Origin of the sequence: Lysobacter sp. TAF61 (assembly GCF_052113485.1) — a bacterium.
Lineage (GTDB): Bacteria > Pseudomonadota > Gammaproteobacteria > Xanthomonadales > Xanthomonadaceae > Lysobacter_J.
In genome coordinates this window covers 68,345-84,197 of sequence record NZ_JBFRDH010000007.1, presented here as the reverse complement: position 1 = coordinate 84,197, position 15,853 = coordinate 68,345, and the positions used below count along the sequence as shown (strand labels likewise).

Annotated in this window: 14 protein-coding genes; 9 read left to right on the top strand and 5 right to left on the bottom strand. The window is 68.4% G+C overall.

All coding sequences use genetic code 11. The features are described 5' to 3' along the window. Nucleotides 1-128: 128 nt before the first annotated feature. Entirely contained in the window at nt 129-1,001 is an 873-nt protein-coding gene (trxA, locus tag AB4Y64_RS15645) for a thioredoxin (RefSeq protein WP_441817388.1), read from the bottom strand. A 126-nt stretch (nt 1,002-1,127) separates the two neighbouring features. On the opposite strand from trxA, the gene AB4Y64_RS15640 reads away from it, so the two are divergent. Next, nucleotides 1,128-1,739, top strand: coding sequence for a DUF998 domain-containing protein (locus AB4Y64_RS15640; RefSeq protein ID WP_441817387.1), 612 nt, complete (start codon nt 1,128-1,130; stop codon nt 1,737-1,739). Between the two features lie 584 nt (nt 1,740-2,323). On the opposite strand, the gene AB4Y64_RS15635 is transcribed toward AB4Y64_RS15640, so the two are convergent. Beyond that, complete coding sequence (locus AB4Y64_RS15635) at nt 2,324-3,649, bottom strand: amidohydrolase family protein (protein ID WP_441817386.1); 1,326 nt, start codon at nt 3,647-3,649, stop codon at nt 2,324-2,326. A 265-nt stretch (nt 3,650-3,914) separates the two neighbouring features. On the opposite strand from AB4Y64_RS15635, the gene leuS reads away from it, so the two are divergent. The 5 genes from leuS (at nt 3,915) to rsfS (ending at nt 9,668) form a co-directional block, all read left to right on the top strand. Next, the gene (gene leuS / locus AB4Y64_RS15630) at nt 3,915-6,641 is read left to right on the top strand and encodes a leucine--tRNA ligase (RefSeq protein ID WP_441817554.1); all 2,727 of its coding nucleotides are present in this window, start codon (nt 3,915-3,917) and stop codon (nt 6,639-6,641) included. A gap of 167 nt (nt 6,642-6,808) precedes the next feature. Next, entirely contained in the window at nt 6,809-7,408 is a 600-nt protein-coding gene (locus AB4Y64_RS15625) for an LPS-assembly lipoprotein LptE (protein WP_441817553.1), read from the top strand. A gap of 16 nt (nt 7,409-7,424) precedes the next feature. Next, complete coding sequence (gene holA / locus AB4Y64_RS15620; RefSeq protein WP_441817385.1) at nt 7,425-8,501, top strand: DNA polymerase III subunit delta; 1,077 nt, start codon at nt 7,425-7,427, stop codon at nt 8,499-8,501. A 9-nt stretch (nt 8,502-8,510) separates the two neighbouring features. Further along, complete coding sequence (gene nadD, locus AB4Y64_RS15615) at nt 8,511-9,188, top strand: nicotinate-nucleotide adenylyltransferase (RefSeq protein WP_441817384.1); 678 nt, start codon at nt 8,511-8,513, stop codon at nt 9,186-9,188. Nucleotides 9,189-9,236: 48 nt separating this feature from the next. After that, a complete protein-coding gene (gene rsfS, locus AB4Y64_RS15610; RefSeq protein WP_441817383.1) occupies nt 9,237-9,668 on the top strand; it encodes a ribosome silencing factor in 432 nt (143 codons plus the stop codon). 229 nt (nt 9,669-9,897) lie between these two features. On the opposite strand, the gene AB4Y64_RS15605 is transcribed toward rsfS, so the two are convergent. After that, complete coding sequence (locus tag AB4Y64_RS15605; protein ID WP_441817382.1) at nt 9,898-11,445, bottom strand: alkaline phosphatase PhoX; 1,548 nt, start codon at nt 11,443-11,445, stop codon at nt 9,898-9,900. Between the two features lie 117 nt (nt 11,446-11,562). Here AB4Y64_RS15605 and rlmH point away from each other — a divergent pair, with 117 nt between their 5' ends. Continuing rightward, entirely contained in the window at nt 11,563-12,033 is a 471-nt protein-coding gene (gene rlmH, locus AB4Y64_RS15600) for a 23S rRNA (pseudouridine(1915)-N(3))-methyltransferase RlmH (protein ID WP_441817381.1), read from the top strand. A gap of 18 nt (nt 12,034-12,051) precedes the next feature. Here the strand turns inward: rlmH and AB4Y64_RS15595 are convergent, their stop codons facing one another. Together AB4Y64_RS15595 and AB4Y64_RS15590 are read right to left on the bottom strand one after the other, a co-directional pair. Continuing rightward, entirely contained in the window at nt 12,052-12,744 is a 693-nt protein-coding gene (locus AB4Y64_RS15595; RefSeq protein WP_441817380.1) for an energy transducer TonB, read from the bottom strand. 138 nt (nt 12,745-12,882) lie between these two features. After that, on the bottom strand, nt 12,883-13,644 hold the full coding sequence (locus AB4Y64_RS15590; RefSeq protein ID WP_441817379.1) for an SIMPL domain-containing protein: 762 nt from the start codon (nt 13,642-13,644) through the stop codon (nt 12,883-12,885). A gap of 122 nt (nt 13,645-13,766) precedes the next feature. Between AB4Y64_RS15590 and AB4Y64_RS15585 the strand changes: the two genes are divergently transcribed. Together AB4Y64_RS15585 and rng are read left to right on the top strand one after the other, a co-directional pair. Further along, on the top strand, nt 13,767-14,351 hold the full coding sequence (locus tag AB4Y64_RS15585) for a Maf family protein (RefSeq protein WP_441817378.1): 585 nt from the start codon (nt 13,767-13,769) through the stop codon (nt 14,349-14,351). After that, nucleotides 14,348-15,841 (top strand): ribonuclease G, encoded by a 1,494-nt coding sequence (rng, locus tag AB4Y64_RS15580; protein ID WP_441817377.1) that lies wholly within the window; start codon nt 14,348-14,350, stop codon nt 15,839-15,841. The genes AB4Y64_RS15585 and rng overlap by 4 nt, the downstream gene beginning before the upstream one ends. Nucleotides 15,842-15,853 lie beyond the last annotated feature (12 nt).

Genomic DNA, 15,853 nt, shown 5'->3' with positions numbered 1-15,853 from the left:
AATGACGACTGCCTTGACCTGGATCAACCATCAATTTCCGTACGGTGAAGTACTTTTGTGCGGTATTCCAGGTTCCTGTGGTGCGGGTGATGCGACGCCCCGATTCATGCGCTGCATGGTTGTGGCGGTCAGAACAGCAGCGACGACATCTTGCGGCGGTAGCGGCCCACCAGGTCCTCGTCCTCGACCACCCGGAACGCGTCGATCAGCGCCTTGCGCGGCAGGCCTTCGGCGTAGCTGCGATCGCGCCGCAGCATCTCCAGGAACTGCTCCAGGCCGGCCTCGGCATTGCCGTCGACGATGTGGATGGCGCCAAGCAGATGGCGGGCGCGCAGGTCGTCGGGATTGCCGGCGATCGAGGCTTCCAGCACGGCCGCCGGCGGCGCGTCCTTGAGCAGCGAGGCGAACTCCAGGCGCGAACGCGCGCGCTGGGCACGGTCGTCGGTGGCGAGGTTGGCCGGCAGGCCGTCGAGCAGTTGCTCGGCCTCCGACACTGCGCCGGTCTTGAGCAGGGCCAGGGCCAGCTCGAGGCGCAGCTCGGCGGTGTCGGGATTGGCCGCCACGTCGGCGTGCAGGCGCACCACTTCCTCGTGCGGGTCCAGCGCCGGCGCCGGGGCCTCCACCGCTTCGGTAGCGGCCGCTTCGCCCGGCTCGACACCGTGGTGCTTGAGGAATTCGCGGATCTGACCTTCCGGCAGTGCGCCGGGGAAGCCATCGACCAGTTGCCCGTCCTTGACCAGGAACACGGTCGGGATCGAGCGGACCTGGAATGCGCCGGCCAGTTGCGGTTCCTTGTCGACGTCGACCTTGGCCAGCTCGAAGGCGCCGTTGTAGTCGGCAGCCAGCTTTTCCAGGATCGGTCCGAGGGTCTTGCAGGGGCCGCACCACTCGGCCCAGAAGTCGACCAGCACCGGTGTCTGCAGGGACTTCTGCAGGACCTGCGCTTCGAAATTGTCGGCGGTGGCGTCGAAGACGTGGGGGGAGGCGGTTTCGGTCGTCATCAGCTCGGCTCGGGTCGGCTCGGTGGTCAGTGGCAGGAGATGGGGGCGGGCGGCGTGCTTGGCAAGCATGGCCGGGCGGTCGGCACGCTAGCATGAAGCGCCGCATTCCCGACCCGCCGGACCGCCGTGAATTCCAACTCCCCAAGCCGCGCCGCCTCGTTGTTCGATCGCCATGCCGGCACGCTGGCGGTGCTGTCGTGTGCTGCGGCCGTCTTCGGCTTCGCCGCTGTGTTCGATGCGTTTTCGCACCTGCAGCATCCGGTCGCGCTGCTCGGTTCGCGTGGGGTGCCGGGTGCGGCGGGGTTCAATCTGCTGGCGTTCATCGTGCCGGGGCTGTTGGCCGCGGTGGTGGCCTTCCGGTTGCGCGGGCGGCTGCCGGTGGGCGCCGGTCGCATCGCCGCGGTGGGCGTGTGGATGCTGGCGATTTCGGCGTTGGCATTCGCGGCGCAGGGTTTGCTGCCGCTCGATGCCTCCGATCTGGAGAACGCGCAGAGTCAGTGGCATGCGACCGCCTGGCTGTTGTGGTGGTTGTCGTTCGCTCCGGGTGCGTTGTTGCTGGGCCTGGGGGTGCGTTCTGCGCCGGGCTGGCGTGGGTGGGGGTGGGCGTTCTTCGCGGCTGGTGCGCTGGCAGTGGTGTTCAACGTGCTGCCGAACACGTGGTTGCCAGGGCCGGTGGCGCAGCGGTTGCTGTTGGCACTGTGGTTGCTGTGCGTGTGGATGGCGTCGCGTCGCCGCTGACGCTTTGGCTTCTGAGTGGTGTCAGCTTCGGGCGTCCGCCGGGGCGCGCCAGCTTGGGGCGTCAGCTTCGGGGTGGCGCCGTCCGCCGGGGCGGGGATTGCTACGCCCGGCAGACGACATCCTGTCTTTATGCCGGGCGTGGGCCATCCATGGCCCACTGCTCCGCAATCCCCGCCCCGGCGGACGACGCCCCAGCGCTTGATTTCCCGGTCTTCGTTTGGATCGCCGTCATTCCCGCGAAGGCGGGAACCCAGCGCCGCTGCCCCCGCCCGCCATTCCCGCGAAGGCGGGAACCCAGCGGCGTGCCCCTGCCGTCATCCCGGCGAACGCCGGGATCCATTTGCTTTTGTAGCCGTGGGGACAAAGCCAACGTCCCTGGATCCCCGCCTTCGCGGGGATGACGGTGACAACGGCGGAGATGCGACGAGAAGCCCGTGATGCCCAGAAGACGGTGACATGACGGCTCCTCGTCGTGCGCCGGCCGAAGACCGATCAACGAAGTGCCGAAGCGTGGTGGGCGACGCCGCTCCGAAGGCAGGAGCCTGTGGGCGACGCCGTTCCGAAGCTACGTCAGCCTCGAAGACTTACAGCGCTGCCGACGCCGTGTCGGTGCGCGAATCGGGCTGGCGGTACACCTTGCCGTCCTTCATCACGAAGTCGACCTTCATCACTGCGGTGATGTCCTCGACCGGGTTGCCGGGCACTGCGATGATGTCGGCGCGTTTGCCGATTTCGATCACGCCCTGGTCGTCGACGCCGAGCACCTCGGCTGCGCGGATCGTGGCGGCCTGCAGCGCTACGTTGGCGGGGATGCCGGCTTCCGTCATGTAGATGAACTCGCGCGCGTTGTCGCCGTGCGGGCCGACGCCCATGTCGGTGCCGAAGGCGATCTTGACGCCGTTCTTGTAGGCCCTGCCGGCAGTGTCCTGGATCAGCGCGCCGATGCGGATCGCCTTGGGCCGCACCACCTCCGGGAAATAGCCGTCGATCTTGGCCTTGTCGGCGACGAAGCGACCGGCGTAGATGGTCGGCACGTACCAGGTGCCCTTCTGCTTCATCAGCGACATCACCTCCGGGCTCATGTAGGTGCCGTGCTCGATGGAGGTGACGCCGCCGAGCACCGCGCGCCGGATGCCTTCCTCGCCGTGGGCGTGGGCGGCGACCCGGTAGCCGTAGTCCTTGGCGGTGTCGACGATCGCCTTGACCTCTTCGACGGTGAACTGCGGCGCGTCGCCGGATTTTGCATACGACAGCACACCACCGGTGGCGGTGATCTTGATCACGTCGCTGCCTTCCTTGTAGCGCTGGCGCACGGCCTGGCGCGCGTCGTCGATCGAGTTGATCACGCCCTCGGTCGGGCCGGGCGGGCCGATCAGGTGCGACAGCGCGTCGTTGTAGCCGTTGGTGGGATCGGCGTGGCCGCCGGTGGTGGCGATCGACTTGCCCGCCGCCCAGATCCGCGGCCCGTCGACCAGGCCCTGGTTGATCGCGTCGCGCAGGTGCGGACTGACTTCGCCGCCCAGATCGCGGACGCTGGTGAAGCCGGCCAGCAGCGTCTTCTTGGCGAAGCCGACGGAGCGGAACGCGAAATCGACGTCGTCCAGGCGGAAGCCTTCCGAGTAGCTCTGCGGGCTCGACTGGCTGCCCAGATGCACGTGCAGGTCGGTCCAACCCGGCGAGCAGGTATGGCCGGACAGGTCGATGCGCTCCAGCCCCGCCATGTCGGCCTGGCCACTGACCACCTCGGCGACCTTGCCATCGCGGACGATCACGGTGTGCGGGCCCAGCACCTTGCCGGCGCGGGCGTCGAACAACTGCCCGCACTGCAGCGCGTAACTGTCGCCGGCGGCGACGGCCGGCGCGGCGGCCAGGGCGGTGGTCAAGGACAGGACAAGCGTGGACAGGCGCATTCGGTATCTCCCCAGATGAAGCCACTACTGTAGCCGCGCGGGCGGGCCGGGCCGCTGGGACATTGGTCGCAACCTCCCGTGGCGGCGGTCACGCGGTGGCGGTCTGGCGGCCGCCGCCTGATCGGGCGACCGCGCGGCCCCGGGCGGAATAGCGGCCATTTGTGCACTGCGGTAGGCTTGGCGGTCTTCCCCTAGCTTTCCCTTGCCCCCCGTGTCCACAGACGCCGAAGCCGCTCAAACCGTCGCCGATCCGAACGCCACCGACATCCGGGCCTTCGATCCGCTTGCCATCGAGGCCGCCGCCCAGGGGTACTGGGACGACAGCCGCGCCTTCGAGGTCGACGAGCGCTCCGACAAGCCCAAGTACTACTGCCTGTCGATGCTGCCGTATCCGTCCGGCGCGCTGCACATGGGTCACGTGCGCAATTACACGATTGGCGACGTCATCAGCCGCTACAAGCGCATGACCGGCCACAACGTGCTGCAGCCGATGGGCTGGGACGCCTTCGGCCTGCCGGCCGAGAACGCCGCGATCAAGAACAAGACGGCGCCGGCCAAGTGGACCTACGCCAACATCGCCCACATGAAGGCGCAGCTCAAGCAGATGGGCTACGCGATCGACTGGTCGCGCGAGTTCGCCACCTGCCAGCCGTCGTACTACGTGCACGAGCAGCGCATGTTCGTGCGCCTGATGAAGAAGGGCCTGGCCTACCGCAAGAACTCGGTGGTCAACTGGGATCCGGTCGACCAGACCGTGCTGGCCAACGAGCAGGTCGTCGACGGCCGCGGCTGGCGCACCGGCGCGCTGGTGGAAAAGCGCGAAATCCCGCAATGGTTCCTCAAGATCACCGACTACGCGCAGCAACTGCTCGACGGACTGGACGCGCTGCCGGGCTGGCCGGATGCGGTCAAGACCATGCAGCGCAACTGGATCGGCCGCAGCGAAGGCCTGGAGATCCGCTTCGACGTGCGCGATGCAGACGGCAACGCCGTTGCGCCGTTGAGCGTGTTCACCACGCGCCCGGACACGCTGATGGGCGTGACCTTCGTGTCGATCGCCGGCGAGCACCCGCTCGCCCTGGCGGCGGCGCAGAAGGATGCCGGGCTGGCCGGGTTCCTGGCCGACCTGAAGAAGGGCGGTGTCACCGAAGCCGAGCTCGAGACCCAGGAAAAGCGCGGCCGCGACACCGGCCTGCGCGCCATCCACCCGATCACCGGCGAAGAACTGCCGGTGTTCGTCGCCAACTTCGTGCTGATGAACTACGGCACCGGCGCGGTCATGGCCGTGCCCGCGCACGACCAGCGCGACTGGGAATTCGCCCAGCGTTACGTCTTGCCGATCCGCATGGTCATCGTGCCGGCGCAGGTGCGTGACGCGCTGGCCGAGATTGGCCAGCACCTGGCCCGCCACGACGACCCGATGCGCAGCGCGCTCGGCGGCGCCGGTTCGGTCGATGTCTACGACACCACGGCCGCGGTGCAGGTGGTGGAAGAGTTCCAGCGTCGCATCGCCGAAGAGTCGGCCTACACCGAGCGCGGCTGGCTGGTGAACTCCGGCGAGTTCGACGGCATGGAGTTCCAGCAGGCGCTCGATGCGCTGGCCACGCGCTTCGAAGGCGACGGCAGCGGCCAGCGCCGGGTCAACTTCCGTCTGCGCGACTGGGGCGTGAGCCGCCAGCGCTACTGGGGCTGCCCGATCCCGGTGATCCTGTGCGCGAAGTGCGGCGACGTGCCGGTGCCGGAAGACCAGTTGCCGGTGGTGCTGCCCGAAGACGTCGCCTTCAGCGGCGTCGCCTCGCCGATCAAGTCCGATCCGACCTGGCGCCAGACCACCTGCCCGCAGTGCGGCGGTGCGGCCGAGCGCGAGACCGACACGTTCGACACCTTCATGGAGTCGAGCTGGTACTACGCGCGCTACACCTCGCCCGGCGCGGAGCAGCAGGTCGACGAACGCGCCAAGTACTGGACGCCGGTCGACCAGTACATCGGCGGCATCGAGCACGCGATCCTGCACCTGCTGTACTTCCGCTTCTATCACAAGCTCATGCGCGACCAGGGCCTGGTCAACAGCGACGAGCCTGCGATCAACCTGCTGACCCAGGGCATGGTGATCGCGGAAACCTTCTACCGCGACAACACCGACGGCTCGAAGGACTGGATCAACCCGGCCGACGTCGAGGTGATCCGCGACGAGCGCGGCCGCATCACGGGCGCCACGCTGAAGGCCGACGGCAAGCCGGTCGTGATCGGCGGCACCGAGAAGATGTCGAAGTCGAAGAACAACGGCGTCGACCCGCAACTGATGGTCGGCAAGTACGGCGCCGACACGGTGCGCCTGTTCTCGATGTTCGCCGCGCCGCCGGAGCAGTCGCTGGAATGGAACGAGGCGGGCGTGGAAGGCATGTCGCGCTTCTTGCGCCGCTTCTGGCGCGAGGTGCTCGAGCACGTCTCCCAGCCTGACCATCCGCAAGTGGATGCGTCACAGCTGGATGCTGCGCAGAAGACGCTGCGCCGCCAGCTGCACGAAACCATCCAGAAGGTCGGCGACGACTACGGCCGCCGCCACAGCTTCAACACTGCGATCGCGGCGCTGATGGAACTGCTCAACCACGTCTCCAAGTTCGACGACATGAGTGACCAGGGCCGGGCCGTTCGCCACGAGGCATTGCAGGCGATGGTGCTGTTGCTCAATCCGGTCACGCCGCATGTCTGCCACGCCCTGTGGCAGGCCCTGGGCCATGCCGAGACGCTGCTGGAGGACGTGCCGTTCCCGCAGGCCGATGCGGCCGCGCTGGTGCGCGACGCGGTGACGCTGGCGGTGCAGGTCAACGGCAAGCTGCGCGGCACCATCGACGTTGCGGTGAACATCAGCAAGGAAGACGCCGAGCGCCTGGCCCTGGCCGAACCGAACGTGGCCAAGTACATGGAAGGCCTGACGGTGCGCAAGGTGATTGTCGTGCCGGGCAAGATCGTCAACATCGTCGCCGCTTGATCGGCGTCCTGGGCCCTCTCCCGCCCGCGGGAGAGGGGTTGGGGTGAGGGCCCGCCCGTCGTCACAGGCTGAACGAGCCGCCGCCCGCTATTGATGGCCACGCACGCCTCGTCCAGACTGCCCGCATGATCCGTCACCCGATCCGCCAGATGCGCCCGATCCGTCGCATGCTCCCCGCCAGCGCCGCGCTGGTGATCACCCTGGCCGTGTCGGCTTGTGGCTTCCACCTGCGCAACGCCCTCGTGCTGCCGCCGGACATGGGTCCGGTGCGGGTGGTGTCGTCGGACCGCTACAGCCCGTTGGCCGACTCTCTGGCGCAGGCGCTGACCCGCGCCGGTGCGGTGCCGGCGACCGAAGACACCAGCAATGCAACCGTGCTCGACCTGCTCGGCGAGCAGTGGGGCGACCGCCCGATCGCGCTGGACGAACTCGGCCGCGCGCAGGAGTACTCGTTGCGCTATGCGGTGACGTTCGAAGTGCGCAAGGCCGATGGCACCACGCCGGTGCCGCGCCAGACCGTCGAGCTCGCGCGCGACTACGTGTCCAACCCGGTGCAGTCGATCGGTACCGAAGGCGAACGCGAAATCCTGCAGGGTGAAATGCGCCGCGAGATGGTGGCTTCCGTGCTGCGCCGCCTCGATGCTGTCGCCCGTCACGTCAGTGCGTTGCCTGCGGCCACGCCGGCGCCTGCTGCCGAAGGGACCACGCCGGCGCCTGCCGCCGCGCCCGTCCCGCCGGCAGAAGGTGGCGGCGGCACGCCGCGCTGAGCCTGCCGTCGTCGCAATGGAACTCAAACCGGAACAGCTGGTAGCCCAGCTTGGCCTCGACCAGGCTGCGCCGCCGCCGTTGCGTCCGGCCTACCTGATCGCAGGGCCCGAGCCGCTGCGCGTGCTCGAGGCCGCCGACGCCGTGCGCGCCGCTGCGCGCAGGCAGGGCATTGCCGAACGCGAAGTCTTCGAGGCCGAAGGCAACCAGCGCGAACCGGACTGGAATGGTCTGTCGGCCAGTTTCCGCGCGCCCAGCCTGTTCGCCAGCCGTCGCCTGGTGGAAGTGCGTCTGCCCAGCGGCAAGCCGGGCAAGGAGGGCGCTGAAGTCATCAGCGATTTCTGCGCCGATCCGCCGGCCGACGTGGTCCTGATGGTCACTGCCGGCGAATGGAGCAAACAGCACGGCGGCAAGTGGAGCGAGGCGATCGGTCGCATCGGCCAGATCGCGATCGCCTGGGCGGTCAAGCCGCACGAGTTGCCCGACTGGATCGAACGGCGCCTGCGCCAGCACGGCCTGCGCGCAGACCGCGACGCGGTGCAGAACCTGGCCGATCGCGTCGAGGGCAACCTGCTCGCAGCTGCGCAGGAGATCGACAAGCTTGCGCTGTTGTCCGATGGCAGCACGCTCGACAGCGCGAAGATGACCGAGCTGGTCGCCGATGCCGCACGCTTTGATGTGTTCCGCCTGGTCGATGCGGCGATGAACGGGCAGGCTGCGCTGGTCGCGCGCATGCTCGCCGGGCTGCGCGCGGAAGGCGAGGCGGTGCCGGCATTGCTCGGCATGGTCGTCATGGAACTGCAGCGCGCCGCATCGCTGGCGCGAGTGCAGGCACGCGGCGGCAACCTCGCCGGCGAATTCAAGGCGCAGCGCATCTGGGATTCCAAGCAGCCGATGTACCGGCGCGCGCTGCAGCGCCACGCGGCGCCGCGCTGGGATGCGTTCGTGGCCGAAGCCGGTCGCGTCGACCGCATCGCCAAGGGTCGCATGCGCATCGGCGAGGAGCCGACCGACGCCTGGCTGGCGCTGGAGCGCCTGCTGCTGGCCGTGGCCGAGCCGCGCGCCGCCAGGCTGCTCGTCGCACCGCGCGGCTGAGCGTTCGCCATGGCGCTGCAGGTCTACTACGGCGGCACCTTCGATCCGGTCCATTGCGGCCACGTGGCGGTGGCGCGCGCGGTGCGCGATGGCCTCGATGCGCAGGTCCAACTGGTTCCCGCCGCCGATCCGCCGCACAAGGACGCGACCCACGCCGACGCGATCGCGCGGGCGCGGATGCTCGATCTGGCGGTGGCCGGCGAGCCCGGGCTCAAGGTCGATCGCCGCGAGCTGCGCCGGGAGGGGCCGTCCTACACGGTCGACACCCTGCGTGAGCTGCGCGCGGAGCTGGGCCCGGACACGCCGATCGTGTGGATGGTCGGCGGCGATTCGCTGCTGCAGCTGCATCGCTGGCACCGTTGGCAGGAATTGTTCCAGTTCGCGCATGTCCTGGCGGTGGCCCGGCCGGGGTCGCATCTGGATATGGCCACCATCGCCGAGCAGTCGCCGCCGGTTCATGCGGAGGTCGCCGCGCGCTGGCGCCCGCCCCGGGATCTGTCGCAAGCCCCTGCTGGGGGCTTCGCGGCGTTTGAACTGCCCCTGCAGCGGCCTGAGTCCTCCACGGAGCTGCGCCGCCGGATCGCCGCTGGCGAGGCCTGGCGAGACTGGGTGCCGGCGGCTGTCGCCGAGTACATCGTCCGTCACGGTCTTTACGCCGTCCGGGACGTCACGCCGGCTTCGTTATAATCTGCATGACATAATCCAGATGCCCCCCGCGCCGAGAGCCATCGCCCCTTGAGTACCGAAGCACAAGTCATCAAGACCCGTTTGCCCGACCCGCCGCCGCCGGTAGATCTCCTGCTAAAGACGGTCCATGCCGCGGTCGAGGAACTCAAGGCCAAGGACGTCGTCGAGATCGATGTGCGCGGCAAGAGCAGCGTCACCGACTACATGGTGATCGCTTCGGGCACTTCGACGCGCCACGTCAAGTCGATCGCAAACGAAGTCGTCAAATTCGCCAAGAATCTCGATGTCCAGCCGCTGGGCGTCGAAGGCGAGCGCGAGGCCGAGTGGGTGCTGGTCGATCTGGGCGACGTTGTCGTCCACGTCATGCTGCCGCGCGTTCGCGAGTTCTATGCGCTTGAGCGTCTGTGGACGGTCGGCGATCAGCCGCCGGGCATGGAAGACGACCAGGAGTACGAGGTCGGCTACGGCCGGCGTCGCTGAGTCGCTGTTCATCGAGTCAAGGACAACGGCGCCTGCGGGCGCCGTTTTCATTTGTGCGATCGGCGTCGTAGAGGCTCGGAGTGGCGTCGCCCGCCGGGCCATCCATGGCCCGCTGCCACGCAATCCCCGAGCCGCCGGACGACGCTCCGGAAATTTCGTTCCCGGTCTTCGTTGAAGAGCCGTCATTCCCGCGAAGGCGGGAATCCATGGACGTTGACCGGTCTGCAGATCACAGGTGCCCGCGCTCCCACGGTCCCGTGATCGCCACCGTGATCCCCGGTGTCTGGATGTTGACGAACAACGCCTGGCTCAACGGATCCCAGCAGGCGCCGCAGAACTCGCTTTCACGGTAGTCGCCCTCGGGGATGACCTTGCCGGCGTTGCCGATCTGCGTCGACGTCAGCTCGATGTTGTTCTTGCAGAAGTAGAACGACTCGCCCTGGCGGGTCAGTCCGATCAGTCGCGCGCCGGGGCCGTACTGGTCGGGGCTTTCGCCGCCGTCTTCGCACAGCAGCACGCCGCCGCGCGCGCTGACGGTGATGTTGTCTGGGTTGTGCGCGGCGAGCTGGTTGCCGCTGACGAACAACGCGCGGATGCGTTGGGTCAGCAGGTCGAGCACCCACACCGCGCCGTTGCCGCGGCCCTTGCGGCCCTGTGCGTCGACGCCGGTGCTGGTGTCGACGATGAACATCTTGCCGTAGCTGTGCCAGATGCCTTCGCCGCGGCTCATGCGCAGCGCGCCGGCGCTCCAGGCCTGTGCGAACGGGCCGCTGAGGGTTTCGCCGGCGGAGATGTCGGGGAAGCCGGCCGGGGCGACGATCGTGTCCAGGTCCGGATCGGGGATGTCGACCCATTCCAGTGCGTATTCGTCGCCGATCGCGGCCACGGTGAGGTCGGCGTTGGGCCGGCGGCGCACGCGCGCGGCCTGCAGGCGCCCGCCGTGTTCGAGTGAGCCGTAGCGGCCGGCGCGATCGTTGGGAATGAAGCGGTAGAGGCCGGCCTTGTTGCGGTCGTCCTCGGTCATGTAGACGATGCCGGTGCGCGGATCGATCGCCACGGCTTCATGGCTGAAGCGTCCCAGTCCGATCAGTGGACGGCCGCAGGTGCGTTCGGCTTCCGGGTGCACTTCGAAGACGTAGCCGTGCTTCTTGCCGGTGCTGGATACCGCGTCGGTCTTGATCTCCTCGCACGTCAGCCAGCTGCCCCAGGGCGTCGGCCCGCCGGCGCAGTTGACCAGGGTGCCGCCGAGGCTGGCTTCGCTGCTGCGCCATTGGCCCTGGCGCCAGGTCAGCGTGGTGGTGCCACCGCCGGCGACCTGGCCGCCGCCGATGTCGCCGCGGTCGTACATGCCCGGTGCGTTGATCGGGGTGGCTGCGCCGCGTTCGTGGTTGCGGATCAGTACCAGTTCGTTGCCGCGGCCACGGCCGGAGGCGTGCTTGTTGTCGCGTGGGCGTGAGCCGGGCCGGCGCAGGCCGACCACGGCCATGCCGTCGTGGCGATCGGGGCAGGGCTGGCCGTCGCTCATCGCATCGCCGCTCCAGGCGAAGGACCGGTAGCTGAAACCGCGCGGCAGTTGCAGCAGCGGCAGGCCGGTAGCGAGATCGGCGACCGGCGCGAGCGGGCCATAACGGCCGGGAATGGGGGCCAGGCGGGTGGGGTCGCCGGCGGCCAGCGCCTGGCGCGAATACAGCGCGCCAAGGCTGCCCATGGCGCCAAGCGTCATCGCGGCGGCACCGCCTTTGAGGACCTGGCGGCGGGAGAGATCCAATGCATCCATCTGCGGACTCCTGCGGGGCTGGGGGGAGCCTGCAACCTAGGTGCGGGGCATGGCCATGCGATGACATGCCGATGTCAGTGCGCCGGAACGTGACACGCAGCCGGTACCATCTCTGCAATGAAAGCGAAATTGATCGCCGTCGGTGAACACGCCCCGCGCTGGGTGGCCGAAGGCTTCGGCGAGTACCGCAAGCGCCTGTCGCACTGGCTGCCGCTGGAGCTGGTCGAGATCGAGCCCGGCCTGCGCGGCAAGGGCCGCGATGCGGCGCGTGCGACCCAGGACGAAGGCGCACGCGTGCTGGCGGCGTTGCCGAAGAACGCGTGCGTGGTCACCCTCGATGGACGCGGCAAGACCTGGTCGTCCGAGCAGCTGGCGCAACGGCTGGAACATTGGCGCGGGCAGGGGCGCGACCTCGCGTTCCTGATCGGCGGTCCTGAAGGGCATGCGCCGGAAGTGATCGCGCGCGGTGACGAGTCGTGGTCGCTGGGGCCGCTGACGCTGCCGCACATGCTGGTGCGGCTGGTTGCCGCCGAGCAGCTGTACCGCGCGGCGGCGTTGCTTGCGAACCATCCCTATCACCGCGCCTGATCACCGCGCGCGTGCTGATCACCGCGCCAGCTTGAACTCGATCGGCACGCGCCCCAGCGCCTGCACGGCTTGGCCGTTGCGGAACGCCGGCTGGAACGTCCACTGCGTCAGCACCGCCCGCCGGGCGGCCTGGTCGAGCACGCGGTGACCGCTGCTGCGGACCACGCGCACTTCCAGCGGTCGTCCGTCGATGCCGACCAGGATCTCCAGTTCGACCGTACCCATCAGGCCCTGACGCACCGCTTCACCTGGATAGGCCGGCGCGGGCGCCGACAATGCCTGCAGCACTGAGCCGGTGGCAGGCTCCGTCGACTCGCCGATCGATTCGCCGGTTGATCCGCCGGGTGTGACCGGATCGACCGGTTGCAGTGCTTCGTCGCCGGTCTGGGCGTCGACCACGGCCTCGATGGGTTCGCTGCGCGCGGGGGTCAAACGTTCTGAGCGCGTCGGCGCGGGCTGGGGCCTGTTCTTTTCGATCTTGACCGGTTCGGTCGGCGGCGGCTCTGTTTTGGTGGCCCTGGGTGGCAATTCGAATATCTGGATGGTGTCTTCTTCCAGCTGCGGTGCGACCTGCGCCAACGGGACCATCAGCAGCATCGCCACCACCGCATTGACGGCGATGGCACCGGCTGCAGCGACTATCCGGCTGCTATCGAGTTCACCGAGCTTGAACGGCCCGGCCTGGTGGTGCAGGGCAATTGCATTCGACATGGCGCGCCTCCTGTGTGGTCTGCACTGGCGGCAAACGCATCCATGGCGGCGGCGGGGTTACGGACCCTGAAAAAAATCAGGCCCGCGCGGGGCGGGCCTGATCGTTGGACCTTGCGGGAAGCTTCAGCGCTGCGGCGCTCAGTTGCCCAGTTCGAAGACGATGTCGAGGCTGACCGAGAGGGTGTTCTCGCCGGCCGCGATCGGCGTGTCGAAGGCTTCCTTGCCGCGCGCCATCGCCATCATCGGCATCGGCCGCGGCGGGGCGAAGCTGCCGCCCTCGCTGATGCTGACGATGCGGCGGACCTTCAGGCCCAGCGTCTTGGCGTACATCTGCGCGCGCGTCTGCGCCTTCTCGACCGCGGCGCGGCGGGCCTCGTCGTAGGCCTCGCCCTTCTTGGTTTCGTCGATGTCGAAGGTCGGCCCGTTGATCTGGTTGGCGCCGGTGGCGGCCAGCGCATCCATGATCCTGCCGAGCTTGGCGATGTCGCGGACGGTGATGTTGACGGTGTTCTGCGCCTGGTAACCGGTGATCGTCGGCGGCTGGTTCTCGGCGTACCTGTATTGCGGGTTGAGATTGACGCCGCTGGTCTGGACGTCGCGCTCGGCGATGCCGGCGGCCTTGATCGCGGCCACGACCTTGTTCATCTGCTCGGCATTGGCGCGCATGGCCGAGTTGGCGTCGGCCGCCTGGGTCACAACGCCGGTGGACAGGGTTGCGATGTCGGGCGCACGACGGCTCTCGGCCTGGGCCGACACCGACAGCAGGGTGCCGTCGGTCGCTACGTACGGGGTGGTCTGGGCGGGGCTCACGACGGGGAAGGCTCCAAATGCGAGGGCGGCGGCCAGCACGAGCGGGCGCAGGGCGAGCCGCGAAGACGGGCGAGAAGACGGCAGGGGCATGAACAACTCCTTGTGGTTGCGGCTAGGGTCTGGATGGTGCGGTGAACGATTCGTGAGCCTGGTCGGGGTTGGATGAGGTTGCGTGCGCTGTCGCGCAGTCAGCGCGGGTTATGCTTTCGCCGATGCTTTATCTCGCCTCCAAATCCCCCCGCCGGCACGAATTGCTGGGCCGGCTCCTGTCGAGCCAGCCTGGCCTGGAGTTCGGCGTGCTCGACCTCGACATCCCCGAGCACCCGCAGCCCGGCGAGCCGGCCGAATCCTATGTGCGCCGTGTCGCCCGCGAGAAGGCCGGGGCCGGACTGCTCAAGGTGGTCGGCAACCCGTCCGCGGTCGTGCTTGGCTCCGATACCGAGGTCGTGCTCGATGACGAGGTGTTCGGCAAGCCGGCCGACGACGCCGACGCCGCGGCGATGCTGGCCCGGTTGTCCGGACGCACCCACCAGGTGATCTCGGCAGTGTCGCTGGTTTCGCCGTCGCGCGAGCTGCAGGCCGTCTCGATTTCCGAAGTCACCTTCGCCACGCTGAGTCCGTCGCAGATCGATGCCTACGTTGCCAGCGGCGAGCCGCACGGGCGCGCCGGCGCGTACGCGATCCAGGGCCTGGCCGAGGCATTCACCACACGCCTGTCCGGCAGCTACTCCGGTGTGATGGGGTTGCCGCTGTACGAGACCGCCACCTTGCTGCGACAGTTCGGAGTGTTGAAGTGACCGAAGAAATACTGGTCAACGTTACGCCCCGCGAAACCCGTGTTGCCGTCGTCGAAAACGGCATGCTCCAGGAACTGCACATCGAACGTGGCTGGCGCCGTGGCGTGGTCGGCAACATCTACAAGGGCAAGGTCCAGCGGGTCATGCCGGGCATGCAGGCGGCGTTCGTCGAAATCGGCCTGGAGCGCGCGGCGTTCCTGCACGCGGCTGACATCATCAAGCCCGTGCCGGTCGCCGAGGGCGCCAGCGAAGGCGAGGAGGCGCCGCTGCCGCCGACGCCGACGCGGCCGATTGCCGAACTGCTGCGCGAGGGCCAGGACATCATCGTGCAGGTGGTCAAGGACCCGATCGGCAGCAAGGGCGCCCGACTCACCACCCAGCTCAGCATTCCTTCGCGCTACCTGGTGCTGCTGCCGCGCACGCGCGTGGTCGGCGTCTCGGCGCGGATCGAGGACGAGGCCGAGCGCGCCCGCCTCAAGAGCCACATCACCTCGCTGGCCCCGTCCGGCGACAGCCACGGTTACATCGTGCGCACCAACGCCGAGGGCCAGCCGGAGGAGCAGCTGGCCGAGGACGTGGCCTACCTGGGCCGGGTCTGGGGCCTGATCGAGGAACGTTCGCGCAGCGCCCGCGTCGGCGAACGCGTGTACGAAGACCTGAACCTGCCGCTGCGTGCGGTCCGCGACCTGATGCGCAAGGACGTCGAGAAAGTGCGCGTCGATTCCCGCGAGACCTGCGAGCGCCTGCGCGTGTTCGCCGCGCAGTACATGCCGGGCCTGGACGAGAAGATCGAGCACTACACCGGCGCGCGGCCCATCTTCGACCTGTATGGCGTCGAGGACGAGATCCAGCGCGCACTCGACAAGGAAGTGCCGCTCAAATCCGGCGGCTACCTGGTGATCGACCAGACCGAGGCGATGACCACGGTCGACATCAACACCGGCTCGTTCCTGGGCCAGCGCAACCTCGAGGAGACGGTGTACCGCACCAACCTCGAAGCTGCGCAGTCGGTGGCGCGCCAGCTGCGCCTGCGCAACCTGGGCGGCATCATCATCATCGACTTCATCGACATGATTGATTCCGAGCACCGGCGGCAGGTGCTGCGCCAGCTCGAGAAGTCGCTGGCGCGCGACCACGCCAAGACCACGGTGTACGAGTTCTCGCCGCTGGGCCTGGTAGAGATGACGCGCAAGCGCACCACCGAAAGCCTGGAGCGCCAGCTGTCGGAGGCCTGCCATGAGTGCGGCGGCCGCGGCACGCTGAAGACGCCGGAGACGGTGACGTACGAAATCTTCCGCGACATCGTCCGCCAGGTGCGCCAGTTCGATGCGCAGCGGCTGCTGGTGATCGCCTCGCCGAAAGTGGTCGCGCGCATCACCGACGAAGAGTCGGCGGCGGTGGCCGAACTGGAAGAGTTCCTCGCCAAGTCGATCCGCTTCCAGGCCGACGACCAGTATGCGCAGGAGCAGTTCGATGTGGTTCTCCTCTAGGGCGGAAGGCTG

What these genes read in the sequence shown, in the direction of transcription:
- trxA (WP_441817388.1), bottom strand. Translation starts at nt 1,001, where the DNA reads ATGACGACCGAAACCGCCTCCCCCCACGTCTTCGACGCCACCGCCGAC.
- AB4Y64_RS15635 (WP_441817386.1), bottom strand. Translation starts at nt 3,649, where the DNA reads ATGCGCCTGTCCACGCTTGTCCTGTCCTTGACCACCGCCCTGGCCGCC.
- AB4Y64_RS15625 (WP_441817553.1), top strand. Translation starts at nt 6,809, where the DNA reads ATGCTCCCCGCCAGCGCCGCGCTGGTGATCACCCTGGCCGTGTCGGCT.
- holA (WP_441817385.1), top strand. Translation starts at nt 7,425, where the DNA reads ATGGAACTCAAACCGGAACAGCTGGTAGCCCAGCTTGGCCTCGACCAG.
- nadD (WP_441817384.1), top strand. Translation starts at nt 8,511, where the DNA reads ATGGCGCTGCAGGTCTACTACGGCGGCACCTTCGATCCGGTCCATTGC.
- AB4Y64_RS15605 (WP_441817382.1), bottom strand. Translation starts at nt 11,445, where the DNA reads ATGGATGCATTGGATCTCTCCCGCCGCCAGGTCCTCAAAGGCGGTGCC.
- rlmH (WP_441817381.1), top strand. Translation starts at nt 11,563, where the DNA reads ATGAAAGCGAAATTGATCGCCGTCGGTGAACACGCCCCGCGCTGGGTG.
- AB4Y64_RS15595 (WP_441817380.1), bottom strand. Translation starts at nt 12,744, where the DNA reads ATGTCGAATGCAATTGCCCTGCACCACCAGGCCGGGCCGTTCAAGCTC.
- AB4Y64_RS15590 (WP_441817379.1), bottom strand. Translation starts at nt 13,644, where the DNA reads ATGCCCCTGCCGTCTTCTCGCCCGTCTTCGCGGCTCGCCCTGCGCCCG.
- AB4Y64_RS15585 (WP_441817378.1), top strand. Translation starts at nt 13,767, where the DNA reads ATGCTTTATCTCGCCTCCAAATCCCCCCGCCGGCACGAATTGCTGGGC.